Consider the following 24,395-nt stretch of genomic DNA (forward strand, 5'->3'; position numbering starts at 1 on the left):
AACCGGTTCACGCTTCGGCTTCAGTCTGGCGCAGCCGTAGCGAGTACCCAACCTGGCTTCACATGGTTCGGGATTGGATCCGCGCAATAAAAAAGGCGGGCAGCCCAAGGCCACCCGCCTTACATAAGGTCTTCTTGAAGACCCCGGCTTACTGCAGCAGTGCCAGCACGTTCTGCGACGTGGCGTTCGCCTGCGACAGTACGGAGGTCCCCGCCTGCTGCAGGATCTGGGCACGGGTCAGCTCCGCGGTTTCCTCGGCGAAGTCGGCATCCCGGATTCGGGATCGGGCCGCATCGAGGTTCTCCGAGGAGATCTCCAGGTTGGCGATGGTGTTTTCGAAACGCACCTGAATAGAGCCCAGGTCGGCTCGCAGGGAATTGACTTGGTCTAGGGCACCATCCACTACAGCCAGGGCTTCGGTGGCCCCCGAACGCGACGCGATATCCACATCTGTGAGATTCAAGGTCTGACCATCCACCGCAGCTCCATCACCATCAGAATCGAATAGCGTCACATCAGGATCGGTAGTGTCGCCTCCCTCTAGGGTCACACCGCCACCATCCACCGAAAACTCTGTGTCAAAGTTTCCGCGAATCGCGATCGTGGTTTCACCATCGTCATTGGTGACGAGTGCGGCACTCAGGCCCGCATCTCGCAATGCCGCCATGGCTTCTTCGTCATCAAGGTCTTCGCCAGAAACAAAACTCCCCACATTTTCATTGTCCGGATCCGGAGAAGCGATCGCCGCGTTAATTTCGCGAACTGCATCCTCCAGCGTATTAACCCCCATCCCTTCCAGGTCGACCTCCAGCTCAACCCCGAGATCGTTGTCCTCTCCTTCGCCAAGTACCCCTACCTGCTCCAAGTTGATCGTGATGTTGTTGATCTCTTCGATGCCCACATCATTAATCTGAGTCTGCGTGAGCCCTTCGCTACCCTCGGCGATCACTCGGCCCAATTCGGTCGCGCGAGCATCCGCACCGGACACCGCGATGTTCTGCCCCTGGTTAGCCCCGATCTGGAAGAAGATGTCGTTCAACGCCCCATCCAGGATGGCGTCGCCGTTGAACTCGGTCTCGTTGGCAACGCGGCTGATTTCGGCCACGAGCTGCTGGGCCTCGTTGTTCAGGGCCTCGCGGTCGGACGCGGAGTTGGAGTCGTTCGCCGCCTGTACGGACAGTTCACGGATCCGCTGCAGCGCATCGCCCACGGTACTCAGCGCACCTTCGGCGGTCTGCGAGAACGAGATACCGTCGTTGGCGTTGCGCACAGCCTGGTTCAGGCCGTTGATCTGCGTGCTGAAGCGCTCGGAGATGGCCAGACCGGCGGCATCGTCCTTTGCGCTGTTGATTCGCAGGCCCGAGGACAGCCGCTCGAGGCTCTGGCCCAGGGCACCCTGCGACTGGCTCAGATTGCGCTGAGCGTTCAGGGACAGGATGTTCGTGTTGATAACTTGGGACATGATTACGTCTCCTTACGGCATAGCTTTAGACCGCCTCGGGCGATCGCGATGGCGGCATTCAACCGCTCTCAGGCCCGTTAACGACAAGCTATCCGTGAGCTTTAACACGAATTTTCGATTTTCTTGCCATTGTGCCTATGTGGGTTCCGCAACGATTTCCTGTCGAGCCCCCACATCCGATGCACCCCCATATCGGCCGACAGAAAAAAGCCGGGACAAGCCCGGCCGAAAGTCACTGTGGTTGATAATGTGCCGGGTCGGTCAGGCCCGTTCCTCGACCCCCGTACCATCCAGGCCTTGCTGTTCCTGGAAATGACGAATCAGGGCCACCACTGCCTCCGGCGGAATCTGCCGGATCACCTCGTCCTGCTCGGCATCCTTGACCGTGATCACGGTCCGGCCGCTCGAATCATCCACGCTGAACTCCAGCGCACGCTTGGACGATTGCAGATAGGCGTTGATCGACTCCACGACCTGCTCCATGCCCTCCGACTCTCCCAAGTCCACAGACTGGGTCGATTCATCCAGCCCCCGTTCAGGAGTATCGGGGCTCGCCGGGACATCCCCGAAACTGGCATTCCGAGAACCCGCGGTATCGTTCAACCCTTTAGCAACCGGAATCGAGGCATCGCCCTGCCCCTGACGGGCAGGCTGAAACACCAATGAAGTGATACTGCCAATCGAATCACTCATCTTGCTTCCCTCGCCATCAAGGGCGGGTGACCGTCTGGCCACCCGCCCGTCTCATGGCCTTTTACCGGTTCAACTTACTGCAACAAGGCCAGCACGTTCTGCGACGTCGCGTTCGCCTGGGCCAGCACCGAGGTACCGGCCTGCTGCAGGATCTGCGCCCGGGTCAGCTCAGCCGTTTCGGAGGCAAAATCCGCATCCCGAATACGTGAGCGAGCCGACTCCAGATTCTCCGAGGACACCTGCAGGTTGGCAATGGTGTTTTCGAAGCGCACCTGGATCGAACCCAAGTCGGCCCGCAACGAATTGATCTGGTTCAGAGCCCCATCGACGATTGCAAGAGCCTCGGTAGCGCCACCCCGGCTGCCAATATCGACATCGGTAAGGTTCCGCGCCCGAGAGTCGACGGAAGTGGGGTCGGCGTCGTCTCCGTCTCCGAACAAAGTGACTTCTACTTCGTCGCCCAACTCGACCTTACCACCTTGAACCGAGAATGAGGTATCGAAGTTGCCACGAATGGCTATCGTGGTTTCACCATTGCTATTGGTGACCAGCGATGCACTGAGGCCGGCATCGCGAATCGCAGCGATCGCCGCGTCGGCATCGTCTAACTCCCCGTCCTCAAGGCTTCCTGCCGCATCACCTGTGGGCGCCGCCAGTGCGGCATTGATCTGCCGGACCGCGTCTTCGAGGGACGTTACGCCGTCAAGATCAACCTCCAATTCAACTCCCAATGCGTCGTCATCGTCACCCCCCAATACACCGACCTTATCCAGGGTGATCGTGATATTGGAAATCCCTTCGATGCCGACGTCGTTCAATTGCTGCTGAGTCAGCCCGGAGTCACCTTCCGAAATAGCGCGACCCAGTTCCGTAGTGCGCGCATCGACCCCGGAGACCGCAATGTTCTGACCCTGATTCGCGCCAATCTGGAAGAACAGATCCTGCAGGGCGCCATCCAGGATCGCGTCACCGTTGAACTCGGTGGAGTTCGCGACGCGGCCAATCTCGGCGATCAGCTGCTGGGCCTCGTTGTTCAGGGCCTCGCGGTCGGAGGCGGAGTTGGAGTCGTTCGCCGCCTGGACGGACAGCTCGCGGATACGCTGAAGGGCATCGCCCACGGTGCTCAGCGCACCCTCGGCGGTCTGCGCAAACGAGATGCCGTCGTTCGCGTTGCGCACGGCCTGGTTCAGGCCGCGAATCTGGGTGGTAAAGCGTTCGGAGATCGCCAGACCGGCGGCGTCATCCTTGGCACTGTTGATACGCAGGCCGGAGGACAGTCGCTCCAGGCTCTGGGCCAGCGCGCCCTGGGAATTGCTCAGATTGCGCTGAGCATTCAGGGACAGGATATTGGTGTTGATGACTTGAGACATGATTACGCTCCTGTAGCGTCATGCCGAACCACCTTGGTCGGCTTCCTCGGCGAACACTCGTGCGCCTTCGAAAGCAGTAACGACCGCTCGACCGAATCCTTTAGCCCCATTCCGGAAAAATTTTGCCGCCCGCCTGAACGTGTCCGCCACGGCGCACGCTCGCCACCCCAGCGCTTCGGCTCACACCACTCATCAGCCACGGCCGATACGAAGCCGCACAGCACCACAGGGGACACAGGCCAGCCACATACCCGTGGTCCTGAACAACCGCTTTGACGCACCCAGGTGATGCGAGAAAACTGTGTCAGGTCCGAAGCCACTACTACCGTCATCGCCAAGGAGCAAGGCCACCCAGCAATCGGCGTGGACCCTCAGAGATATGGATCTTGGGCAACGAAAACCAAGGCGGCCCCAGTTGCCCGATTTCCCCCTGTAGGAGGCCAGCCCTCTGGCCGATGGGGCGTTGGCATGTTCCCAATCGGCCAGAGGGCTGGCCTCCTACAGGGCCGGAGTGAATCAGATCAGCCAGGTGGTGCCGATGCGGGTCTCGGGGGTGGCGCCGGGGATCAGGTCCATCAGCAGCCAGCCGAAGATGAGGGTGATGAACGCGCCGCAGAAGACGGTGGCCACGAACAGGCCGATGCGGTTGCCACGCTTCAGCCCGAGGATGCCGCACAGCGACCCGTACAGCAGCCACAGGCTGTAGAGGATCAGCAGCAAGCCGACGGTGTTGCCCCAGGGCCAGGGGAAGGCGGCCACAACCTTGCCCACCCAGGCCGGCAGAAGGCCGATGGTCACGGCCAGCATGGCCCGATCCGGATGGGAGTAGCCCTGGAACAGCTCGGTCAGGTAGTGCGCGGACCAGGCCAGGCCCAGCACCCCGATACTCATCGCCAGCACGCTGTAGACCCCGAAGCCCCAGGCCCCCGGCATCGCCTCCGGCGGCAACCCGGGCGGGATGATCTGGTACAGCCACTGGCTGACGATCACGCTGACCAGCAGCACCGGGAACGCCAGTCGCACGAACGTCTGCCACCAGGGCGGCACTGTCTCCAGTTCGCCGGCCTCGCGTACCGCCCGCAGGGGGTTCGTCAGTGTGCGCAGGACCAGCCGGCCCGGGTTCAGACGGGAGGGGAATGAGTTCATCCCGTCAGTATGTGGCAATCCCGTGACGGTTTCGTGACAACACCAGCCCCGAACCCTGCCCTCGCCGATCAGCGCCTAGCCAGCAAGCGTCAGGACCAGAATCACGAGTGTCAGGGTCTCCACCAGCTCCAACGTCGCCCCGGCCGTGTCGCCGGTGAAGCCTCCCAGCCAGTGTCTCAGTACGCGCGTTGCCACCCACAGCGTCAGGCCGGCGGCGACCAGGGCCGGTATCACCCCCCAAAGGCCGGAGAGCAGGCCCAGCACCAGCACCACGACGGCCGAGCCGCCGACGACGCCGATGGCGGCGCTGCGAGGAAGGTGCTTCGCCATGTCCGCACCCAACCCCACCGGGTTCACGTAGGGCGTGGTCAGAAACAGCACCGGCGGCACCACGCGCCCCAGCAGCACCGCCAACAGCAGCGCGATCCAGGCACCGGTATCGGCCACCGCCACCAACGCCGTGCCTTTCAGCAACAGAATCAGGATCAGTGCCGCCACCGCCATCGGGCCACAGGCCGGGTCCTTCATGATGGCCTGGGCCCGCTCCGGATGCCGCTGACCGCCGACCCAGGCATCCACCGTGTCCGCCAGCCCGTCCAGATGGAGTGCACCGGTGAGCGCGACCCAGAACGTCAGCACCAGCGCCGCGACCAGCAACACCGGCGCCCCTGGGATCGCGGACAGCCCGATCCCCACCAGCACCAGAAGCAGACCCAGGATCAGCCCCACCAGCGGATAGGCCAGGAGCGAACGGCCGAGGTCCTCGGGTCGCGGCTCCTGCGGGGGCGTCGGCAGTCGCGTCAGGAACTGCAGTGCCAGCCAGAAGGGGGCAAACACGGAGTTCATTACTCCCCTCCTTCCAGTCTTGCCGTAGGAGGCCAGCCCCCTGGCCGATGGGGCGTTGGCCCATTCCCAATCGGCCAGGGGGCTGGCCTCCTACAGGTTTCGTGCCCGATCACGAGGGGACCCCTTCGCGCTGGCCCGGCTCAACAACGTACAGCGAGGCCAACGGGACTTCGATCGACAATAGCTTCTCCAACGGCCAGCCCTCCAGGTATGCGCGGAGCAGGCGAATCACCCCACCGTGGGTGACGACCAGGACGCGATCACCCGGCGCGACCACGCTCTGCTCCCAGCCGGCCAGCACCCGGTCGCGGAAGCGGCCGAGGTCTTCGCCGTTGGGCGGCGGATAGCCGAAGGGATCCTGCCAGAACCGCCCCAGGGCCTCGGCATCGTCACACATCAGCTGCTCCGCGGTACGTCCCTCCCAGTCCCCGAAATGTAACTCCTGCAGGCGTGGATCACACTGCACGGGGATTCCGGCCGCGCGGGCGAAGCCTTCGGCCGGAAGCCGACAGCGCTGCAGTGGCGAACACACGACGCGATCCCACTCGCCGGAGGACTCGAACGCCGCGCGCATCGCCCTCTCGCCTTCAGGGGTCAGCGGATCATCACAGCCACGTCCGCGAAAACCGGTGCCGGTGGTCTCGCCGTGGCGCAGCAGGCCGATCCGGGCTGCAGCGGTCACCGGGTATCGCCCGAGACGCCGGCCTCGGCGAAGGTCGCCATGCCGGCGTGCAGCTCGCAGGCCAGGCGCAGCAGGGGCACGGCGGTGGCCGCGCCACTGCCCTCGCCGAGGCGCATGCCGAGATCGAGCAGCGGCTCGGCCGCCAGTGCTTCCAGCAGCCGCTGGTGACCCGGCTCCGCCGAACTGTGGGCGTAGAAGAACCATTCCGCCGTGCCCGGACACAGGCGCTCGGCCACCAGCGCCGCGGAGGTGCTGATGAAACCATCCACCAGCACCGGCAGCCCGATCTGCGCCGCCGCAATGTAGGCGCCAGCCAGGCCCGCAATCTCGAATCCCCCCAGACAGCGCAGACTGCCGAGTGCCTCGCCACGCACCGCGGCGTGGGTGCGCAGGGCCTGCTCGATCACCTCGGCCTTGTGGCGTACCCCGTTCGCATCCAGACCCGTGCCGGGCCCAGCCAGATCGACCGGGGGCAGGTCCAGTATCGAACAGGCGAGTGCAGCGGCGGCCGTCGTGTTGCCGATGCCCATCTCGCCACCGATGAACAGTTGTGCGTCCCCCCGTCGCGCACGCTCGGCACACTGGCGGCCGGCGTTGAGCGCGCGTTCCAGCTGCGCCGGCGTCATCGCCGGCTCGCGTACGAGGTTGGCAGTGCCGGGCCCCAGGTTCAGCTGCTGCACGCCGGCCACATCCGGGGGCTGGGCCACCGTACCCAGGTTGATCACCTCGATGGACGCCCCCAGGTGCCGGGCCAACACCGAGATCGCCGCGCCGCCATTCGCGAAGTTCGCGACCATCTGTACGGTCACGGCCTGCGGGAAACGCGAAATGCCCTCCGCCACCACACCGTGATCGCCCGCAAACACCGTGATATGCGCCCGCTCCAGCATGGGCTGGGACACACCCTGCATGGCGGCCAGGCGCTCGGCGATCGCCTCCAGTCGCCCGAGCGAGCCCGGTGGCTTGGTCAGATGGGCCTGGCGCTCGGCCGCCGCCTGGCCCGCCTCGACGTTGAGGGCAGCCGGCGGCACCTGCAGCCAGTCACAGTCTTCGGTCACTTGTTCTCCTTATTCGGTCAGGATTCGCGGGCAAGCCCGTCATCGTGGCCGCAGCAGAGCACGCCCTGGATCACAGAAGGTCACCCTTGAGCACATGCGGGAGGCCGGCGACGGTCAGCACGACTCGGTCCATGGCCGGGGCCAGGCGCTGGTGCAGCCAGCCGGCCTCGTCGGCGAACCGGCGGGACAAGGCATCCATCGGGGTAATCCCCATACCCGTCTCGTTGGACACGAACACGAGCGTGCCCGGCAGGCGCGGCACGGTCGCGATCAGGGCCTCCCGCTCGCGCTCGATCAGGGGCTCGTCCTCGGTGCACAGGAGCTGGGTCAGCCACAGCGTCAGACAGTCGACCAGCAGGCATTCATCTGGTCTAGCGGCCTCTTCCAGCGCGGTGGCCAGGCCGGTATCCGCCTCGATCAGGCCCCACTCCCCGGGACGGTCGGCGCGGTGGCGCTCAATGCGGCGCACCATCTCGGCGTCGTCGGCACGCGCGGTAGCGACATAGGTCACGTGCAAGCCGCTGGCATCGGCCAGCTGCTCCGCCAGCCGACTCTTGCCGGAACGCACGCCGCCGAGCACCAGCGTCTTCATGTCACAGCCTCCGAGTTTCCTGCCCGCAGCAGCGCGAGGATGCGCCCCAGGTCCAGGTGCGCCTCCAGGGTATCGGCCAGGCGTTCCAGGCCACGCTCGCGGGCGGTCGCCAGGTCTTCCCCATGCTCCGTCCCCGTGCGCATGCCGGCCCAGTGCAGCAAAGCCTCGGCGGCAGCGGAGGTATCGAATACCCCATGGATATAGGTCCCCGCCACCGCATCGTCCTCGCTGCGCGCGCCGTCCGGGCCATGCTGCAGCTCCAGTAGGGCGCGATCCAGTCCGGGTCCGGTCGTCACACCGGCATGGATTTCGTAGCCCTCCACGTGGGCTTCCTGGCCCAGCACACGCCCCCCGGCAACACGCTCCAGGCGCTTTTCGGGCGCGAGGCGCGTCTCGATGTCCAGCCAGCCCAACCCCGGCGTGGAACCAGGCCGCCCCTCGACGCCGTCAGGATCGTGTACGACCCGACCCAGCATCTGGAAGCCGCCACAGATCCCGAGCACCTTGCCGCCATAACGCACATGGCGGCGCAGCTCGGCCTCCCAGCCCTGTTCGCGCAACCAGGCGAGGTCATCACGCACGGCCTTGGACCCGGGAAGGATGATCAGATCCGCCGGCTGCAGCGACTCGCCCGGGCCGGCGAAGCGAAGGTCCACAGCCGGGTGCAGGCGCAGCGGGTCGAAATCGGTATGGTTGGAGATACGCGGCAGGGCCGGCACGACGACCTTCAGGGCATCCGCCACCTTCTGCGGGACCGCCTCGCGCGGCAGGGCGTCCTCGGCATCCAGGTACAACCCGTGCAGGTACGGGATCACCCCAAGCACCGGCTTGCCGGTCTCCTGCTCCAGCCAGTCCAGCCCCGGCTGCAGCAGGCTGATATCGCCGCGAAAGCGGTTGATCACGAAACCCTGCACCCGCGCGCGCTCCGTCTCGCTCAACAGCGCGAGCGTGCCTACCAGATGCGCGAACACGCCGCCGCGGTCAATATCCGCGACCAGAATCACCGGACAGTCCACCGCCTCGGCAAACCCCATGTTGGCGATATCGCCTGCGCGCAGGTTGATCTCCGCCGGCGAGCCCGCGCCTTCCACCAGCACATGCGCATACTGCGCGGTCAGTCGCCGATGCGAGGCCAGCACGGCCTCGCGGGCAACCGGCTTGTAGTCGTGGTAGGCGCGGGCATCCAGCTCGGCCGCCGGGCGGCCGTGGATGATCACCTGCGCCCCCTCATCGGAGGTGGGCTTGAGCAGCACCGGATTCATGTCGGTGTGCGGCTCCAGGCCGCAGGCGGCGGCCTGCAGGGCCTGGGCGCGCCCGATCTCGCCGCCGTCCAGGGTGACCGCGCTGTTCAGCGCCATGTTCTGCGGCTTGAACGGCACCACCGACAGCCCGCGGCGATGCAGCACCCGCGCCAGCCCGGCCACCAGCACGCTCTTGCCGGCATCCGAGGTGGTCCCCTGCACCATGAGCGTTGTACCGTTCATGCCTGCTGCAGCTCCGTTTCCAGCCGCTGCCAATCGGCCTCACGCCCCGGCAGGCCAAAACGCAGGCTGGCCGGACGGTCGAAACGACGCACGAGGATGCCCTGACGCGCCAGCGCATCCTGAATCGCCTGCGCATGGTCGGTCCGGCACCACTGGAACAGCGGCGTCCCGCCCGCCGGCGGCAAGCCGGCATCCCGCAGCAGCGTCTCGAGCCGGCGCCCTGCCTCCTGCAGTTGCCCGCGCGTCTGTGCCTGCCACGCCCGGTCTTCCAGCGCCTGCTGCGCCACCCACCGCGCGGGACCGGGCACGCTCCACGGTCCCAGCAACTCGGCGATGCGCCGCAGCCAGCCGTCCGGGGCCAGAACGAAGCCGACCCGCGCACCGGCCAGGCCGAAGAACTTGCCCAGCGAACGCAACGCGAACAGGCCCTCGCGCGGCGTATGTCCAGCCAGACTCTGCTGGGGCGTGGTGTCCATAAAAGCCTCGTCGACCACCAGCCAGCCACCCCGCTCGGCGAGCCTACGGTGCCAGTCGAGCAGCGTCTCGGGAGCAAAATACGCGGCGGTGGGGTTGTTTGGATTGACCAGCACCAGTACGTCCAGCGTGGACGCGGCCCCGGCGAGTTCGCCCTCCCTCACCGCGACCACTTCGTGTCCAGCCGCCCGCCAGGCACGGGCGTGCTCGTTGTAGCTCGGCTCCAGTACCCCGACACGGGCAGGCCCCGCTCGCAGCCGGGGCAGCGCCTGAATCGCCGCCTGGGAACCGGCGACCGGCAGTAACGATGCAGCGCCGTAGTACGCCCGGGCGGCGGCCTCCAGCCCGTCCTCGTCCTCCGGGAGGCGCTGCCAGGCCTCGGCGGGCACCGGTCCGACGGGATAACCCTGCGGGTTGATCCCCGTGGACAGGTCCAGCCACTGCGCCTCGGGGATCCCGTAATGCGCCGCCGCCGCACGCACACCGCCCCCGTGGACCTGCTTCAGCGGCCCGCTCGCGGATTCGGTTGTGGCGTTAGACGAATACAAGAATCAGTACTCCTGTGGCGATGGCCACCAGCCAGATCGCCAGCGCGTGATCGACCAACCGCAGTGCGGCATCGATGGCACCCGGGCCCGGGGCGGCGCCGGCACCGAGGACCGGCCGATCCTCGGTACCCCCGGCATAGTGCGCCGGACCGCCCAGCGTCACCCCCAGCGCCCCTGCCCCGGCGGCCATCACCGGTCCCGCGTTCGGGCTCTTCCAGCGTCTGCCCTGGTCGCGCCAGCAGCGCAGCGCCGTCCGCGTCTGTCCGGCCAGCGCATAGGCCAGGCTGGTCAGGCGTGCCGGGACCCAGTTGAGGATATCGTCCAGCCGCGCCGCGACCCGCCCGAAGCGTGCATGGCGCGGCGTGCGGTAGCCCCACATCGCATCCAGCGTGTTCACCAGACGGTAGACCACGACACCCGCCGCACCCGCGACCAGGAACCAGAATACCGTCGCGAACACCGCGTCGTTGCCGTTCTCCAGCACCGACTCCGCCGTGGCCGCACGAACACCGGACGCGTCCAGCTCCGAAGTATCGCGGCTGACCAGCATGCCCACTGCCTGTCGGGCGCCAGGAAGGTCCCCGGCCTGCAGGGCATCAATCACGCGACGGGCGTGCTCCTCCAGCCCGCGCCCGCCGAGCGCCAGCCACAGCACGGCCAGCTCCACCAGCCAGCCGCCCGGGAGGCGGCTCAGCCACCAGGCCGCCAGCCCGAAGGGCACGACCAGCACCAGCACCCAGAAGCCGCCGCGCCAGACCGAATCCGCGTGGCCGAGCCGCTCCGCCCCGGCCGCCAGCATCCCGAATCCTGCCAGCGGATGGCCTCGCCGCGGGTCCCCCAGCAGCCGATCCAGTACCAGAGCGGCGACCAGCAGTGCGAAGGTGGTCATGCGCGGCGTCGAGCCGCGCGCGGCGCATCCGCACTCGAGTCCCGTTGTTGTTCCCAGCGATTCTCGAACACCAGCTCGTCCAGCGGCCGCCGCTGATCCCAGCCCTCGGTTTCCAGCATGGGCCGCTCGTAGAACGCATCCACATGGCCCAGGCAGAGGATCGCGATCGGCCAGGCCCCTTCCGGCATACCCAGTTCGCGCGCCAGCCAGTCCGGGTCGAACAGGGATACCCAGCCCATGCCCAGGCCTTCGGCCCGCGCCGCCAGCCACAGGTTCTGGATCGCACAGGCTGCGGAGCACAGATCCATCTCCGGCATCGTGCGCCGACCCAGCACGTAGCGCTCGCGCCCGTCGGTCAGGGCCACCACGAGCAGCTCGCCGGCATCGCGGATACCCTCGAGCTTCAGCCGGTGCACCTCCGCGGCTCGCTCGCCACAGGCCTCGGCCGTGCGCGACTGTTCGGCCGCCACATGGCCATGCAGCGCGTCGCGCAGCCGCAGGTCCGTCACCCGCAGAAAGCGCCAGGGCTGCATGTAGCCCACACTGGGCGCCTGATGTGCGGCCTCCAGTAGCCGCCGCAACGTATCGGCATCCACCGGGTCCGGGCGGAAATGGCGCATGTCCCGGCGCTCGCCGATCACGCGATACACCGCGGCACGCTCCGCCGAGGCGAACGCGTTCGGATTCTCTTCTGACTGGTTGGGAGTTGGGGCCGTCATGAGGTTCCGTCGAGGCGACGGCACGGCGAAGACACGAAGGAACAGGCATCAAGCCAGCACGCCTGCGCCCTCGACCGTTGCCCGCCGCACGGTCGCAGGATGAATCACCGCCAGGCCGGTCTCCGGGCTTGCGAGCGTCGGACGATGCCGATCGGCAGACGCCTTCCCAGGTGCAGGACCCAGTGGCCAGTCTGCTTCGCCGCTCGCTTACCGTTGCGGGGGCAGCGCCGGACTTGCACCGGCTTCCCGTTTCACCTGCGCACTGCAGGCACCTGGCGAAAGCGAGACATGATACGCGCTCGGGCCACCCGCGACCAATTTGGGCACCAAACCATCTGGCCCTTGCTGCTATGATGAAGCGCTTTCGCTACCCGTTCGGCGCCCCGAAATACGGTATTTTCTACATTACAAACAATACACAACCATCGGATTTTTAATGATTTTAATCGCCATAAAACGCCAGTTGACGCTCCTTGTCACGATACTCCTGTGCGCGGCACCGGCACTGGCCGAGCCGGTCACGGTGACCGACGACGACGATCGCGAGGTCACGCTCGACCGGCCCGCCGAACGCATCGTCAGCCTGGCCCCGCACATCACCGAAGTCCTCTTCGCCGTCGGTGCCGGAGACAAGCTGGTGGGCGTCACCCAGCACAGCGATTTTCCACCGGAGGCGGAGATGATCCCGCGAGTCGGCGGCTACAGCCGCATCGATCTGGAACGCGTGGTCGAAATGGACCCGGACCTGGTGGTCGCCTGGCGCAGTGGCAATTCCAGCTCGCAGATCGAGCGCCTGCGCGATCTGGGACTGAATGTCTATGTCTCGGAACCGCGCAGTTTCGAAGGGGTGGCCTCCAGCATGCGTCGCATGGCCCAGCTCGCGGGTACCGAGGAACACGGCGAAGAGGCGGTGCAGGCCTTTCTCGACGAGATCGAGACGCTACGGCTCGACTATGCCGACCGCGACCCGGTCCCGCTGTTCTACCAGGTCTGGGAGCAGCCCCTGATGACGGTCAACGACGAACACCTGATCAGCGAGGCCATCCGCCTGTGCGGGGGCGACAACGTGTTCGGCCACCTGGACCGCCTGGTACCGCGCATGGATCGCGAGGCCGTGATCGACGCCGACCCGGAGGTGATCATTGGCGGCGGCATGGGCGAGGACCGGCCGGACTGGGTGATTGCCTGGGAACAATGGGAGGACATGACCGCGGTGCAGCGCGACAACCTGTTCTTCATCCCGCCGTCGCTCCTCCAGCGTCACACTCCGCGGATTGCCGAAGGAACCCGGCTCATGTGCGAGGAACTCGAACGCGCCCGCCAGCGCCGGACGGACTGATCCTCCGTGACCCGCTCCTTCCTCCTCGCCACGGGGGTCCTGCTCCCGGCGTCACTGCTCGCGATCCTGGTCGCCCTGGCCTACGGCAGTGTCGCCATCCCCCTCGGCGACCTGCTCGCGGTGCTTCAGGGCGAAGGCAGCCGCCTGCACAGCACGCTGGTGCTGGAACTGCGCCTTCCGCGCGCCCTGGCCGCGTTCGCCGCCGGCGGGCTGCTGGGCGTCGCCGGCGCTCTGATGCAGGTGTTGCTGCGCAACCCGCTGGCCGACCCCTATGTGCTGGGTCTCTCCGGCGGGGCTTCCGTGGGCGCCCTGCTGGCCATGCTCGCGGGCCTGTCGATGTTCTCGGTCTCGGTCGCCGCATTCGCGGGTGCGCTGCTGTCGACGGTGATCGTCTTCGGCCTCGCGCACGGCACCGGCAGCTGGACCCCGACCCGGTTGCTGCTGACCGGAGTGGTCGTAGCGGCCGGCTGGGGCGCCGTCATCAGCTTCCTCTTAGCCGTAAGCCCGACCGCGGAGCTGCCCGGAATGCTGTACTGGCTGATGGGCGATGTCTCTCACGCCCGCAACCCGTACCCCGCCTGGGGCGTGCTGGTACTGGTGGTGCTGCTGGCACTGCCCCTGGGACGGACCCTGAACGTCCTGGCGCGCGGCCCGATGCAGGCGGCCGCGCTGGGCGTGGCCGTGCGTCCGGTGGAGTGGACGATTTACGTCGCTGCGGCACTGATCACAGCCACGGCGGTCATGCAGGTCGGCGCGGTGGGCTTTGTCGGGCTGATCGTGCCGCACATGCTCCGACTGGTCTTCGGCAACGACCAGCGTGTGATCCTGCCGGCCTCGGCGCTGGGCGGCGGCATTCTGCTGACGCTGGCCGACACCCTCGCCCGCACGATGATCGCCCCGGAGCAGTTGCCCGTCGGCGTAATCACCGCGATGCTGGGGGTTCCCGTGTTCCTGTTCCTGCTGTACCGGAGCCGCTGATGCCTCCGCACACTGCCCATCCCCAACGCCACGGCGATCCCCATGCGCCCGGTGCAGAGAGCGTGCACGAGGCGCCCGGACCGGACACCCTGCTGGCGACCCACGATCTGGTCATCGACATCCCGGAACGCGCCAGCGGCACGCCCCTGGACCTGACCATCAACCCGGGACAGTGCTGGGGCATCCTCGGCCCGAATGGCGCGGGCAAGAGCACCCTGCTGCATACCCTGGCCGGGCTGCGCGACGCCCGCACCGGAGAGATCCATGTGCAAGGCCGCCCGCTCCCCGACTACTCCCGTGCCCGCCTGGCGCGCGAACTGGGTCTGGTGTTCCAGAAGCACCACGACGGGTTCCCCGCAACGGTACTGGAGACCGCCTTGATCGGCCGCCACCCTTACCTGCGACCCTGGGACATCGAGACCGCCGAGGACTACGCCCAGGCCCGCGCCGCACTGGCCCGGATGGACCTGGCCGCGCTGGAACACCGCCTGGTGGACACCCTGTCCGGCGGCGAGCGCCAGCGCCTGGCCATCGCCACCGTGCTCACCCAGAACCCGCGGCTCCTGCTGCTGGACGAGCCCACCAGCCAGCTGGATCTGCACCACCAGGTCGCGGTGCTGGACCACATCCGCGGCATCGCCCGGGGCGACCGCGCCGCGATCCTGGTGCTGCACGACGTGAACCTGGCGGTACGCTACTGCGATCACCTGCTGCTGATGTTCCCCGACGGCAAGGCCTGCTGGGGCCCCACACGAACGATGCTGGTACCGTCCGCGCTGGAACGGCTGTACAACCAGCCCCTGAGCGTAGGCGAGATCGACGGCCAGCCGGTATTCCTGCCCACAATCCCGTAAGGCGACCCTCATGGAGTTCTTCCGCACCCTGCCCCTGCGGGCTAGCACCGATTCCCTGCAGGCCAAGCTGACCGTGCCGGCCCTTCCCCGGCTTTGCCCCGCCATCGACACGCTTGTTGAAGAGGCCGGGCCGGATGCCGGGGTCGTCTACTGCCTGTGGGGCGAGTTTCGTGTCCGGCGCGAGTGCATCAATGGCGGGGTACGCTTCAGCCTGCCGGGCTGCCCGAACGCACTCGCCTGGACCCTGACGACCGGGCATCCGCCGACCCCGGAGGCGGTCATGCTGCACCTGACCATCAACCGCCAGGAACACGACCCGGATTTCGTCGAGAGCCTAGAATTCTTTGCCGATAGCTGGCTGGAGCTGACATCGCTGCAGCCGCCCCATGACGGGCCCTGAATGCAATTTTCTTTTGCTTTCATGGTCGGTATGGTTGCAGGGTTGCCCAAGGAGATGTCATGACCCCCACACCGCCGGACAGCGTACGCACAGCCCACCCGACCCAGGACGGCGCGGGTGTGAAGATTCGCCGCATCCATGACTTTGGCGGCGGCCTGGACCCCTTCCTGATGCTCGACGAGCTGAAGGCCAGTGCGAAGGAGGACTACGTCGGCGGATTCCCGTCCCACCCGCATCGCGGCTTCGAGACGCTGACCTACCTCGTCCATGGCGGCCTGACCCACGAGGATTCAATGGGCAATCAGGGTCGCGTGGAGGCCGGCGAGGCCCAGTGGATGAGTGCGGGGCGCGGGGTCATCCACTCCGAGATGCCCCTGCTGGACTCAGACGGGCTGCACGGCTTCCAGCTCTGGGTGAACCTGCCGGCACGGCGCAAGATGGACCCGCCGCGCTACCGCGACGTGCGCGCCGACGCGATGCGCCACCTGCCGGAAGACGACGGCCCGCTGCACTTCAAGGCGATTGCCGGGTCCTGGCAGACCAGCGCCGGGGATACCGAAGGCCCACTGGAGCAGATCGGCGAAGGCGCGGCGATGGCGGATCTGAGCCTTCCGGCCGGCTACCGCCTGTCGCTGGCCGTCCAGCTGGATGACCGGGTGCTCGCCTATGTCTATGACGGCGAGCTCACCGGGCTGAAGACGGGCCAGCTAGGCACCTGGAGCGGACAGACGCAGATCCACCTGATCGCCCAGCAGGATGCGCGGGTGCTGCTGTTCAAGGGCCGCCCGCTGGCCGAACCGATCGCCCACTACGGCCCGTTCGTGATGAACACTCCCGACGAGATCGAGCAGGCGATCAGCGACTACCAGTCCGGCCAGCTCGCGGCCGAGCCGGCCAGTATCGACTGATCCGGCCGGGGCTTCGCGGGCAGGCCCGCTCCCACAGTGATCGAGTGAGCGCTGCCTGTCGAAGCCATCGCCCCCTGTAGGAGCCGCCTTGGCGGCGAAGCCCCTGCCCACGCCGGCCAGCTCCCCGGACCACCCGTTCATCAGTGTTTCCCTAGTCGCTCGCCTCGTTGTCGTCCTCGCGCGCCCAGCCCATCGTGCGCTTTACGGCCTTTTTCCAGCCTCGGTAATAGCGATCGCGGGTGGCCGCATCCATCTGCGGTTCGAATACGCGGTCCAGCTGGCTCTTTTGCTCCAGTTCGTCGCGCGTCCAGAAACCCACGGCCAGTCCCGCCAGATAAGCGGCCCCCAGCGCGGTGGACTCCGTAACCACCGGGCGCTCGACATTGACCCCGAGCATGTCCGCCTGGAACTGCATCATCACGTTGTTGGCGACCGCACCGCCGTCGACGCGCAGCCCTTTCAGCGCGATGCCAGAGTCCTGCTCCATCGCGTCGATCACGTCCTTCGTCTGGTAGGCCAGCGAGTCCAGCGTGGCGCGGGTGATGTGTTCCTTGCGCGTACCGCGCGTCAGCCCGAAAATCGCCCCGCGGGCATACATATCCCAGTACGGCGCCCCCAGCCCCGCGAATGCCGGGACGACATAAACGCCGTCGGAATCTTCCACCTTGCTCGCGTAGTACTCCGAGTCCTCGGCCGAGTCGATCAGCTTGAGCTCGTCGCGCAGCCACTGGATCGCGGCGCCGGCGATAAAGATGGAGCCCTCCAGCGCATACTCGACCTGGCCATCGACGCTCCAGGCGACGGTCGTGAGCAGCCCCGAGTGCGAGGCGACCGGCTTGGTGCCGGTGTTCATCAGGAGAAAGCAGCCGGTGCCATAGGTGTTCTTGGCCATCCCGCGCCCGAAACAGGTCTGCCCGAAGAGCGCGGCGTGCTGGTCGCCGGCCACGCCGGCGATGGGGATCTCGCTGGCGCCGAACATCTCCGTCCCCGTATGCCCCAGCACCTCGCTGGACGCACGGACTTCGGGGAGCATGGCCCGCGGGATTGCCAGCGCGTCCAGCAGCGTGTCGTCCCAGTCCAGTTCGTGGATGTTGAACAGCTGCGTGCGCGAGGCGTTGGAGACATCGGTTACATGCCGCTCACCCCGGGTGAGGTTCCAGATCAGCCAGGTGTCCATGGTGCCGAACAGCAGCTCGCCGCGCTCCGCGCGCTCGCGCGCACCGTCCACGTGGTCGAGCAGCCAGCGCAGTTTGGTCCCGGAAAAGTAGGCATCCACCACCAGACCCGTGCGGCTGCGGATCATCTCCTCCAGCCCGCGCGCCTTCAGTTCATCGCAGAAACTGGCGGTGCGCCGGTCCTGCCAGACGATTGCCGGGTGGATCGGCTTGCCCGTCTCGCGGTCCCAGACCACGGTGGTCTCACGCTGGTTGGTGATGCCGATGGCGGCGAGCTGGGCCGGCTTGATGCCGCGGGTCTCCAGCACCTCGCGTGCGGCCCCGATCTGGGTGCCCCAGATCTCCATCGCGTCGTGCTCGACCCAACCGGGCTCCGGGTAGTGCTGAGTGAACTCGCGCTGGGCGACACCGATGATCGCCGCATCACGATCGAACAGGATCGCCCGGCAACTGGTCGTGCCCTGATCCAGGGCCAGGATGTACTCGCCGTCCATGTTCCCTCCTCGTGCAGCGGGGGACTCGGCGCGGCGCACCCGCGCGGGGTCAGCCCGCCTCGATCAGTTCGACGGTGTTGCCGTCCGGGTCGCGGACGAACGCGGCAGGCCGCCCGGACTGGCTGCGCTCGGCCGAATGCCCGGCGTTCTCCAGGCGTTGCAGCAAAGGTTCCAGACCGTGCACACGCAGGGCCAGGTGGCGGTCTCGGCCACCGCGTACACCGCGTTCGGTGGCATCCGGATTGGGCACGCAGAGCAGATGCAGCGTCTGGCCGCCGCCCAGGTCATACCAGAGCCCCGGAAAGCCGAGATCCGGGCGCTCCACCCGTCGCAAGCCCAGAATCTCGCCGTAGAACCGCGCGGACACTTCCAGATCGGCGATCACGACACTGACGTGATCCAGACCCAGTACGCTGTGCGTCTGAGCCGCCGTCATACGTGCATCAGCCCCGAAGAAGGCTCCAGCAGCACCACCGCCTGTGCCGCAACGCCCTCGCCGCGCCCGGTAAAGCCCAGGCGCTCGGTGGTCGTCGCCTTGACGTTCACGCAACCGGCCGCAAGCCCCAAGTCCGCGCCAATGTTCTCCTCCATCTTTGCGACATGCGGGGCCATTTTCGGCGCCTGTGCGATTACCGTCGCATCCATGTTGACTGGGCGCCAGCCGGCCTCCTGGACCCGGCGCAGGGCCTCGCGCAGCAGCTCGCGGCTGTTCGCCCCGCGAAAGCGCTCGTCGGTATCGGGAAAGTGACGACCGATATCCCCCAGCCCCGCGGCCCCGAACAGGGCATCGCAAACCGCGTGCAGCAGGACGTCGCCATCGGAATGCGCGACAAAGCCGTGATCGAACGGGATACGCACGCCGCCCAGGACCAGATGATCGCCAGGCCCGAAGGCATGTACATCGAAACCCTGCCCCACGCGCATGCCGCTCATGGCCGGAAACCCCCGTCCAGACGTCTCTGCTGCATCAGGTACAGCTGGGCCAGCTCCAGATCCTCGGCGCGGGTGATCTTGATGTTCATCATCGAGCCCTCGATCAGCCGCGGACGGGCGCCATGCCATTCGATCGCGCTGGCCTCGTCGGTCACCGGATGGCCGGCCTCGCGCGCGGCCCGATTGGCCTCCCGCAGCATGCCCAGGCGGAACATCTGCGGGGTCAGCGCGCGCCAGACGCGTTCGCGTTCCAGGGTCCGCTCGACGCGCCCTTCCTCGTCACTCCACTTGACCGTATCCGTGCTGGGCGTGGCCAGCAGCCCGCCCACCGGATCGTCCCGCAACGCGTTCAGAAGAGAGTCCAGGTCGGCGCGTGGCAGACAGGGGCGTGCCGCGTCGTGCACCAGCACCCAGTCGTCGGGAGAAGCCCGATCCTGGAGAAAATCGAGGCCGTTCTGGACCGAATCGGCCCGCTCGTCACCACCGGCTACCCGAAACAGGCGCCCGCCCGCCGTCGGAAGATCCAGCGCGTCCGGGTCCACATCCGGCCCCAGCACCAGGACCACACCGCGGATGCGGGGGTGTTCCAGAAAGATCGACAGGGTATGCGAGAGGATGGTGCGCGAGCCCAGCGTGAGGAACTGCTTGGGTCGGTCCGAGCCCATGCGCCTGCCCACGCCGGCCGCCGGAATCAGGGCCCAGTAGGCGGGTTCCGCGGAGGGGTTGTTCACGTCGGGATCAGCCATCAAACGGATCCTCGGGTGGCAGCGTATCGGTGGCCGGCTCGCGCTCGCGGTCCGGGATCTCGGCGGGACCCGGGGACACGTCCCGCGCCGGATCCGGCAGCGGCTCCGGCACCGGCCGCCGGTCGTCGTCCTCGCCGACCACAAAGAAAAAGACCTCGTCTTCGCGGATCATGCCCAGGTCGCGCCGTGCGCGTTCTTCCACCGCATCGGTACCCGTACGCAGGTCCAGTACCTCGGCCTCCAGCGCCTGATTGCGCTGTTCCAGCTCGGCGTTGGCCGCACGCTGCTCCTCGACCTGCTCGCGCAGGTCGCGCACATCGCGCCAGCTGCCCTCTCCCAGCCACAGTGGCCACTGCAACAACAGCAGCACCACGGCTAGACCGATCAGCAACCCGCGCATCAGCAATTCCCGCGACCACGACCGACCGCCACAGCCAGCCACAAGGGAGAGAGTCGAGCTTCCATGCTCGGCATTCTACGGCCCATTGGTCGTGGGGCACAGGAACCGCCCCGCAGGCTGTGAATCCCGACCGTGGCAAACGAGGCAACTGCAGCCCTATCTGCGGACGTTGAACGCATCCATGCCGGGATAACGCGCCCGGGACCCCAGATGCTCCTCGATCCGGATCAGCTGGTTGTACTTGGCCACGCGATCCGAGCGCGAGAGCGACCCGGTCTTGATCTGGCCCACCCCGGTGGCCACGGCCAGATCGGCGATGGTCACGTCCTCGGTTTCGCCGGAGCGATGGGAGATCACCGCCGTGTACTTCGCCTGGCGCGCCAGCTCGATGGCCTCCAGGGTCTCGGTCACGGTGCCGATCTGGTTCAGCTTGATCAGGATCGAGTTGCCCACACCCTTGTCGATCCCTTCCTGCAGGATCTGCGTGTTGGTCACGAACAGGTCGTCGCCCACCAGCTGCACGCGATCACTCATTCGCTCGGTGAGGGTCTTCCATCCGTCCCAGTCATCCTCGGCCATACCGTCCTCGATGGTCAGGATCGGGTACTGGTCGACCCAGTGGGCGAGGTAGTCGCAGAACTCGTCAGCAGAGAAGGCCTTGCCTTCGGAGTCGAGGTGATAACGACCGTCGCGGTAGAACTCGGAGCTGGCGCAGTCCAGGCCCAGCCAGATGTCCTGCCCGGCCTTGAAGCCCGCCTTGTGGATGGCCTCGAGGATCACCTCGATTGCGGCCGAGTTGGACGGCAGGTCCGGGGCGAAGCCGCCCTCGTCCCCCACGCCCGTCGCCAGATTGCGCTGCCCCAGCACCTTCTTCAGGGCATGGAACACCTCGGCGCCGTAGCGCACGGCCTCGCGCACCGAATCCGCACCCACCGGCAGGATCATGAACTCCTGCATGTCGACACTGTTGTCGGCATGGGCACCGCCGTTGATGATGTTCATCATCGGCACGGGTAGCAGAGTCGCCTGCTCGCCGCCCATCGCCTCGAACAGCGGCTGCTCGCGGTCCGCCGCCTGTGCATGTGCGGCCGCCATCGACACCGCCAGCAGCGCATTGGCGCCCAGGCGCGACTTGTTCTCGGTGCCGTCCAGCTCGAGCATGCGGCGGTCCACCGCGGTCTGGTCCAGCTCCATGCCGCGCAAGGCATCGCGGATCTCGCCATTTACATGGCCCACGGCCTTCTGCACACCCTTGCCGCCATAGCGCGGCTCGTCGTCGCGCAGCTCCAGCGCCTCGCGGGCCCCTGTCGAGGCCCCCGAGGGCACGGCGGCGCGACCCATCGCGCCGGAATCCAGGACAACGTCGGCCTCGACCGTCGGGTTGCCCCGCGAGTCGATGATCTCGCGGGCGTGAATCTCCGCAATCTGGGACATGCTCTCTCCTTGAAAAAATATATTCTTCCGCCTCGAGTTTGCAGGCGGAACTTAAACGAAACTCTTAAGCAAACCTGCGCGAATCAACCCAGCCCGTACTCGGCCTCGGCAAACGGCTGCGCCTTGGCGGCGGCATCCAGCGCCTTGAGCGTGGTCAGCAGCTCCGCCATGCGTGGCAGGGGCCAGGCATTGGGTCCATCCGAGAGTGCGCGCTCCGGATCCGGGTGGGTCTCCATGAACAGACCCGACACCCCGGAGGCGACGGCCGCCCGCGCCAGTACGGGGACATATTCGCGCTGCCCACCGGACGTCGCACCCTGCCCGCCCGGCTGCTGGACTGAATGGGTGGCGTCGAACACCACCGGGCAACCGGTCTGGCGCATCTGGGCAAGACCCCGCATGTCCGAGATGAGTGTGTTGTAGCCGAAGGAGACGCCGCGTTCGCAGACCATGATCTGCTCGTTGCCGGCCTCGCGCGCCTTGTCCACGACATTGCCCATATCCCAGGGCGCCAGGAACTGGCCCTTCTTGATGTTCACCGGGCGCCCCTGGCGCGCGACGTTCTGGATGAAATTGGTCTGCCGGCACAGGAACGCCGGCGTTTGCAGCACATCGACCACCGACGCGACCTCGTCCAGCGGGGTATCCTCGTGGACATCGGTCAGCACCGGGACTCCCAGCTGCTGCTTCACCTGTTCCAGGATGCGCAGGCCCTCTTCCATGCCCGGGCCACGAAAGCTCTTCGTCGACGAGCGGTTGGCCTTGTCGAACGATGACTTGTAGATAAACGGGATACCCAACTCATCGGTGATCGCCGTGAGCGCACCCGCCGTCTCCAGGGCCATCGCCTCGGATTCGATCACGCACGGACCGGCAATCAGAAAAAAGGGCCGATCGAGGCCAACTTCAAAACCGCAAAGCTGCATGCAATGTCCTGTCTGGCGGACGCCACCCTCCGGGCGCGGCCGCAAAGCGTCGTCGTACGGCGCGTTAAGGAAGCACTAATCCGTCAGCGCCGTCGTGGTCTCCGGCTCGCGCTCGTCCTGATAGGTTCGCGCGGCGCGAATGAAACCGGTAAACAGCGGATGCCCGTCGCGCGGGGTCGAGGTGAACTCCGGATGGAACTGGCAGCCGATGAACCACGGGTGGTCCGCCAGTTCGACCGCCTCGACGAGCTCGCCGGACTCGGAGACACCAGAGATGCGCAGGCCGGCCGCCTCCAGCCGTTCGCGATAGGCATTGTTGAACTCGAAGCGGTGGCGATGGCGCTCGCTGACCTCTTCGCGGCCATAGGCCTCCGCAATCCGCGAACCCTGGGCCAGTCGCGCGGACTGCGCCCCCAGACGCATCGTGCCGCCGAGATCGCTTTCGGCATCGCGCCTTTCGATGCGGCCCTCACGGTCCTGCCACTCGGTAATCAGGGCAATCACCGGGTGCGGGGTATCCGGGGCGAACTCCGTACTGTGCGCACCTTCGAGCCCGGCCTGATCACGAGCGAACTCGATCACCGCTACCTGCATGCCGAGACAAATACCCAGGTAGGGCACGCCGTGTTCGCGTGCGTAACGCACGGCCGCGATCTTGCCTTCCACTCCGCGCTCGCCGAAGCCACCGGGCACCAGGATCGCGTCCAGGCCTTCCATCTCGCCCTGGATCTCGGCATCCGCCCCTTCGAGCTTCTCCGAATCGAGATAGCGAATGCGCACGCGCGTCCCAACCTGCACGCCGGCGTGGGTCAGCGCCTCGTTCACGGACTTGTAGGATTCGGTCAGATCGACGTACTTCCCGATCATACCGACGGTCACCTCGGATTCCGGGAACTCCATAGCATTGACCACGTGCTTCCAGTCCGACAGGTCGGCCTGCGGGGCCTCGATATGCAGCTTGCGCAGCACGATCTCGTCGAGCTTCTGCGAATGTAGCCACAGCGGGATCTTGTAGATGTTGTCCACGTCCACCGCGGAGATGACGGCCTTCTCCTCAACGTTGGTGAACAGCGCGATCTTGCGCCGCTCGCCCTCGGGGATCGCCTGGGTCGAGCGGCACAGCAGGATGTCCGGCTGAATCCCGATCGAGCGCAGTTCCTTGACCGAGTGCTGCGTCGGCTTGGTCTTGATCTCGCCGGCGGCGGCAATAAACGGCACCAGGGTCAGGTGCATGAACAGGGCATTCTCGTGCCCCAGTTCCACACCCATCTGGCGGATCGCCTCGAGAAACGGCAGGGACTCGATATCGCCCACCGTACCGCCGATCTCGATCAACGCAATGTCGGCATCGCCCGCGCCCTCGCGGATCGAGCGCTTGATCTCGTCGGTGATATGCGGGATCACCTGCACCGTACCGCCCAGGTAGTCGCCGCGGCGCTCCTTGCGGATCACGTTCTCGTAGATCTGCCCGGTGGTGAAATTATTGCGCCGCGAGGTGCGGATGCGCACAAAGCGTTCGTAATGCCCCAGATCCAGGTCCGTCTCCGCACCGTCGTCGGTCACGAAGACCTCGCCGTGCTGGAACGGGCTCATGGTGCCCGGATCGACGTTGATATAGGGGTCGAGCTTGAGCAGCGTCACCTTGAGGCCGCGCGCCTCGAGGATGGCCCCCAGCGAGGCGGATGCAATGCCTTTGCCCAGAGACGAAACCACGCCTCCGGTAATGAATACATAACGCGTCATGCGGGAAACCTGGCTAGGGAAACACTGATTAATGAACACGCTCGCGCTCGAGTCGCTTTTGCGTGCGAACAAGGCGCGGCGACTGCCGTGCAGTCACTCTGC

The 24,395-nt window shown here is 66.6% G+C and carries 25 protein-coding genes and 1 riboswitch; of the genes, 5 read left to right on the forward strand and 20 right to left on the reverse strand.

Going from position 1 to position 24,395, the window contains the following annotated elements:
- Nucleotides 1-148: 148 nt before the first annotated feature.
- From TK90_RS07275 to bluB, 12 genes are all read right to left on the reverse strand, one after another.
- The gene (locus tag TK90_RS07275) at nt 149-1,462 is read right to left on the reverse strand and encodes a flagellin (RefSeq protein WP_012982837.1); all 1,314 of its coding nucleotides are present in this window, start codon (nt 1,460-1,462) and stop codon (nt 149-151) included.
- Between the two features lie 261 nt (nt 1,463-1,723).
- Nucleotides 1,724-2,155, reverse strand: a complete 432-nt coding sequence (locus TK90_RS15505; protein WP_012982838.1) for a flagellar protein FlaG — start codon at nt 2,153-2,155, stop codon at nt 1,724-1,726.
- Between the two features lie 74 nt (nt 2,156-2,229).
- Nucleotides 2,230-3,525 carry a flagellin gene (locus TK90_RS07285; protein ID WP_012982839.1) on the reverse strand — a complete coding sequence of 432 codons (1,296 nt, stop codon included), beginning with the start codon at nt 3,523-3,525 and terminating at the stop codon, nt 2,230-2,232.
- 516 nt (nt 3,526-4,041) lie between these two features.
- Entirely contained in the window at nt 4,042-4,671 is a 630-nt protein-coding gene (locus TK90_RS07290; RefSeq protein WP_012982840.1) for a YIP1 family protein, read from the reverse strand.
- Between the two features lie 75 nt (nt 4,672-4,746).
- Nucleotides 4,747-5,517 (reverse strand): adenosylcobinamide-GDP ribazoletransferase, encoded by a 771-nt coding sequence (cobS, locus tag TK90_RS07295; protein ID WP_012982841.1) that lies wholly within the window; start codon nt 5,515-5,517, stop codon nt 4,747-4,749.
- 109 nt (nt 5,518-5,626) lie between these two features.
- A complete protein-coding gene (locus TK90_RS07300; protein ID WP_012982842.1) occupies nt 5,627-6,199 on the reverse strand; it encodes a histidine phosphatase family protein in 573 nt (190 codons plus the stop codon).
- Nucleotides 6,196-7,257: a nicotinate-nucleotide--dimethylbenzimidazole phosphoribosyltransferase gene (cobT, locus tag TK90_RS07305; protein ID WP_012982843.1), complete on the reverse strand. Its 1,062-nt coding sequence runs from the start codon at nt 7,255-7,257 to the stop codon at nt 6,196-6,198. The genes TK90_RS07300 and cobT overlap by 4 nt, the downstream gene beginning before the upstream one ends.
- A gap of 70 nt (nt 7,258-7,327) precedes the next feature.
- A complete protein-coding gene (gene cobU, locus TK90_RS07310; RefSeq protein ID WP_012982844.1) occupies nt 7,328-7,849 on the reverse strand; it encodes a bifunctional adenosylcobinamide kinase/adenosylcobinamide-phosphate guanylyltransferase in 522 nt (173 codons plus the stop codon).
- Nucleotides 7,846-9,333, reverse strand: a complete 1,488-nt coding sequence (locus TK90_RS07315; RefSeq protein WP_012982845.1) for a cobyric acid synthase — start codon at nt 9,331-9,333, stop codon at nt 7,846-7,848. The genes cobU and TK90_RS07315 overlap by 4 nt, the downstream gene beginning before the upstream one ends.
- A complete protein-coding gene (gene cobD, locus TK90_RS07320) occupies nt 9,330-10,289 on the reverse strand; it encodes a threonine-phosphate decarboxylase CobD (protein ID WP_017926306.1) in 960 nt (319 codons plus the stop codon). Before cobD ends, TK90_RS07315 begins: the two co-directional genes overlap by 4 nt.
- A 52-nt stretch (nt 10,290-10,341) precedes the next feature.
- Entirely contained in the window at nt 10,342-11,244 is a 903-nt protein-coding gene (gene cbiB, locus TK90_RS07325) for an adenosylcobinamide-phosphate synthase CbiB (protein WP_012982847.1), read from the reverse strand.
- Nucleotides 11,241-11,963 carry a 5,6-dimethylbenzimidazole synthase gene (gene bluB, locus TK90_RS07330; RefSeq protein ID WP_012982848.1) on the reverse strand — a complete coding sequence of 241 codons (723 nt, stop codon included), beginning with the start codon at nt 11,961-11,963 and terminating at the stop codon, nt 11,241-11,243. The genes cbiB and bluB overlap by 4 nt, the downstream gene beginning before the upstream one ends.
- A 95-nt stretch (nt 11,964-12,058) precedes the next feature.
- A riboswitch (cobalamin riboswitch) is annotated at nt 12,059-12,254 on the reverse strand.
- A gap of 145 nt (nt 12,255-12,399) precedes the next feature.
- Here bluB and TK90_RS07335 point away from each other — a divergent pair.
- From TK90_RS07335 to TK90_RS07355, 5 genes are read left to right on the forward strand one after another with little or no spacing between them, the layout of a single operon-like run.
- Complete coding sequence (locus TK90_RS07335; RefSeq protein ID WP_012982849.1) at nt 12,400-13,302, forward strand: cobalamin-binding protein; 903 nt, start codon at nt 12,400-12,402, stop codon at nt 13,300-13,302.
- A 6-nt stretch (nt 13,303-13,308) separates the two neighbouring features.
- Entirely contained in the window at nt 13,309-14,280 is a 972-nt protein-coding gene (locus tag TK90_RS07340) for an iron ABC transporter permease (RefSeq protein ID WP_012982850.1), read from the forward strand.
- Entirely contained in the window at nt 14,280-15,134 is an 855-nt protein-coding gene (locus TK90_RS07345) for an ABC transporter ATP-binding protein (protein ID WP_012982851.1), read from the forward strand. Before TK90_RS07340 ends, TK90_RS07345 begins: the two co-directional genes overlap by 1 nt.
- 10 nt (nt 15,135-15,144) lie before the next feature.
- Entirely contained in the window at nt 15,145-15,534 is a 390-nt protein-coding gene (locus tag TK90_RS07350) for a hypothetical protein (RefSeq protein ID WP_012982852.1), read from the forward strand.
- Nucleotides 15,535-15,593: 59 nt separating this feature from the next.
- Nucleotides 15,594-16,442 (forward strand): pirin family protein, encoded by an 849-nt coding sequence (locus tag TK90_RS07355; RefSeq protein WP_012982853.1) that lies wholly within the window; start codon nt 15,594-15,596, stop codon nt 16,440-16,442.
- A 151-nt stretch (nt 16,443-16,593) separates the two neighbouring features.
- Here TK90_RS07355 and glpK read toward each other — a convergent pair whose 3' ends face one another.
- The 8 genes from glpK to TK90_RS07395 all read right to left on the reverse strand — a co-directional run bounded on the left by glpK (nt 16,594) and on the right by TK90_RS07395 (nt 24,293).
- On the reverse strand, nt 16,594-18,111 hold the full coding sequence (glpK, locus tag TK90_RS07360) for a glycerol kinase GlpK (protein ID WP_012982854.1): 1,518 nt from the start codon (nt 18,109-18,111) through the stop codon (nt 16,594-16,596).
- Between the two features lie 49 nt (nt 18,112-18,160).
- Entirely contained in the window at nt 18,161-18,547 is a 387-nt protein-coding gene (locus TK90_RS07365) for a VOC family protein (RefSeq protein ID WP_012982855.1), read from the reverse strand.
- A complete protein-coding gene (ispF, locus tag TK90_RS07370) occupies nt 18,544-19,044 on the reverse strand; it encodes a 2-C-methyl-D-erythritol 2,4-cyclodiphosphate synthase (RefSeq protein WP_012982856.1) in 501 nt (166 codons plus the stop codon). The genes TK90_RS07365 and ispF overlap by 4 nt, the downstream gene beginning before the upstream one ends.
- Entirely contained in the window at nt 19,041-19,790 is a 750-nt protein-coding gene (gene ispD, locus TK90_RS07375) for a 2-C-methyl-D-erythritol 4-phosphate cytidylyltransferase (protein ID WP_012982857.1), read from the reverse strand. Before ispD ends, ispF begins: the two co-directional genes overlap by 4 nt.
- Entirely contained in the window at nt 19,783-20,190 is a 408-nt protein-coding gene (gene ftsB, locus TK90_RS07380) for a cell division protein FtsB (RefSeq protein ID WP_012982858.1), read from the reverse strand. Before ftsB ends, ispD begins: the two co-directional genes overlap by 8 nt.
- 156 nt (nt 20,191-20,346) lie before the next feature.
- Nucleotides 20,347-21,624, reverse strand: a complete 1,278-nt coding sequence (gene eno, locus TK90_RS07385; protein ID WP_012982859.1) for a phosphopyruvate hydratase — start codon at nt 21,622-21,624, stop codon at nt 20,347-20,349.
- Between the two features lie 83 nt (nt 21,625-21,707).
- Nucleotides 21,708-22,550, reverse strand: a complete 843-nt coding sequence (gene kdsA / locus TK90_RS07390) for a 3-deoxy-8-phosphooctulonate synthase (RefSeq protein ID WP_012982860.1) — start codon at nt 22,548-22,550, stop codon at nt 21,708-21,710.
- Between the two features lie 75 nt (nt 22,551-22,625).
- Nucleotides 22,626-24,293 carry a CTP synthase gene (locus TK90_RS07395; protein WP_012982861.1) on the reverse strand — a complete coding sequence of 556 codons (1,668 nt, stop codon included), beginning with the start codon at nt 24,291-24,293 and terminating at the stop codon, nt 22,626-22,628.
- Between the last annotated feature and the right edge of the window lie 102 nt (nt 24,294-24,395).

The organism is Thioalkalivibrio sp. K90mix, assembly GCF_000025545.1.
Classification (GTDB): Bacteria; Pseudomonadota; Gammaproteobacteria; order Ectothiorhodospirales; family Ectothiorhodospiraceae; genus Thioalkalivibrio.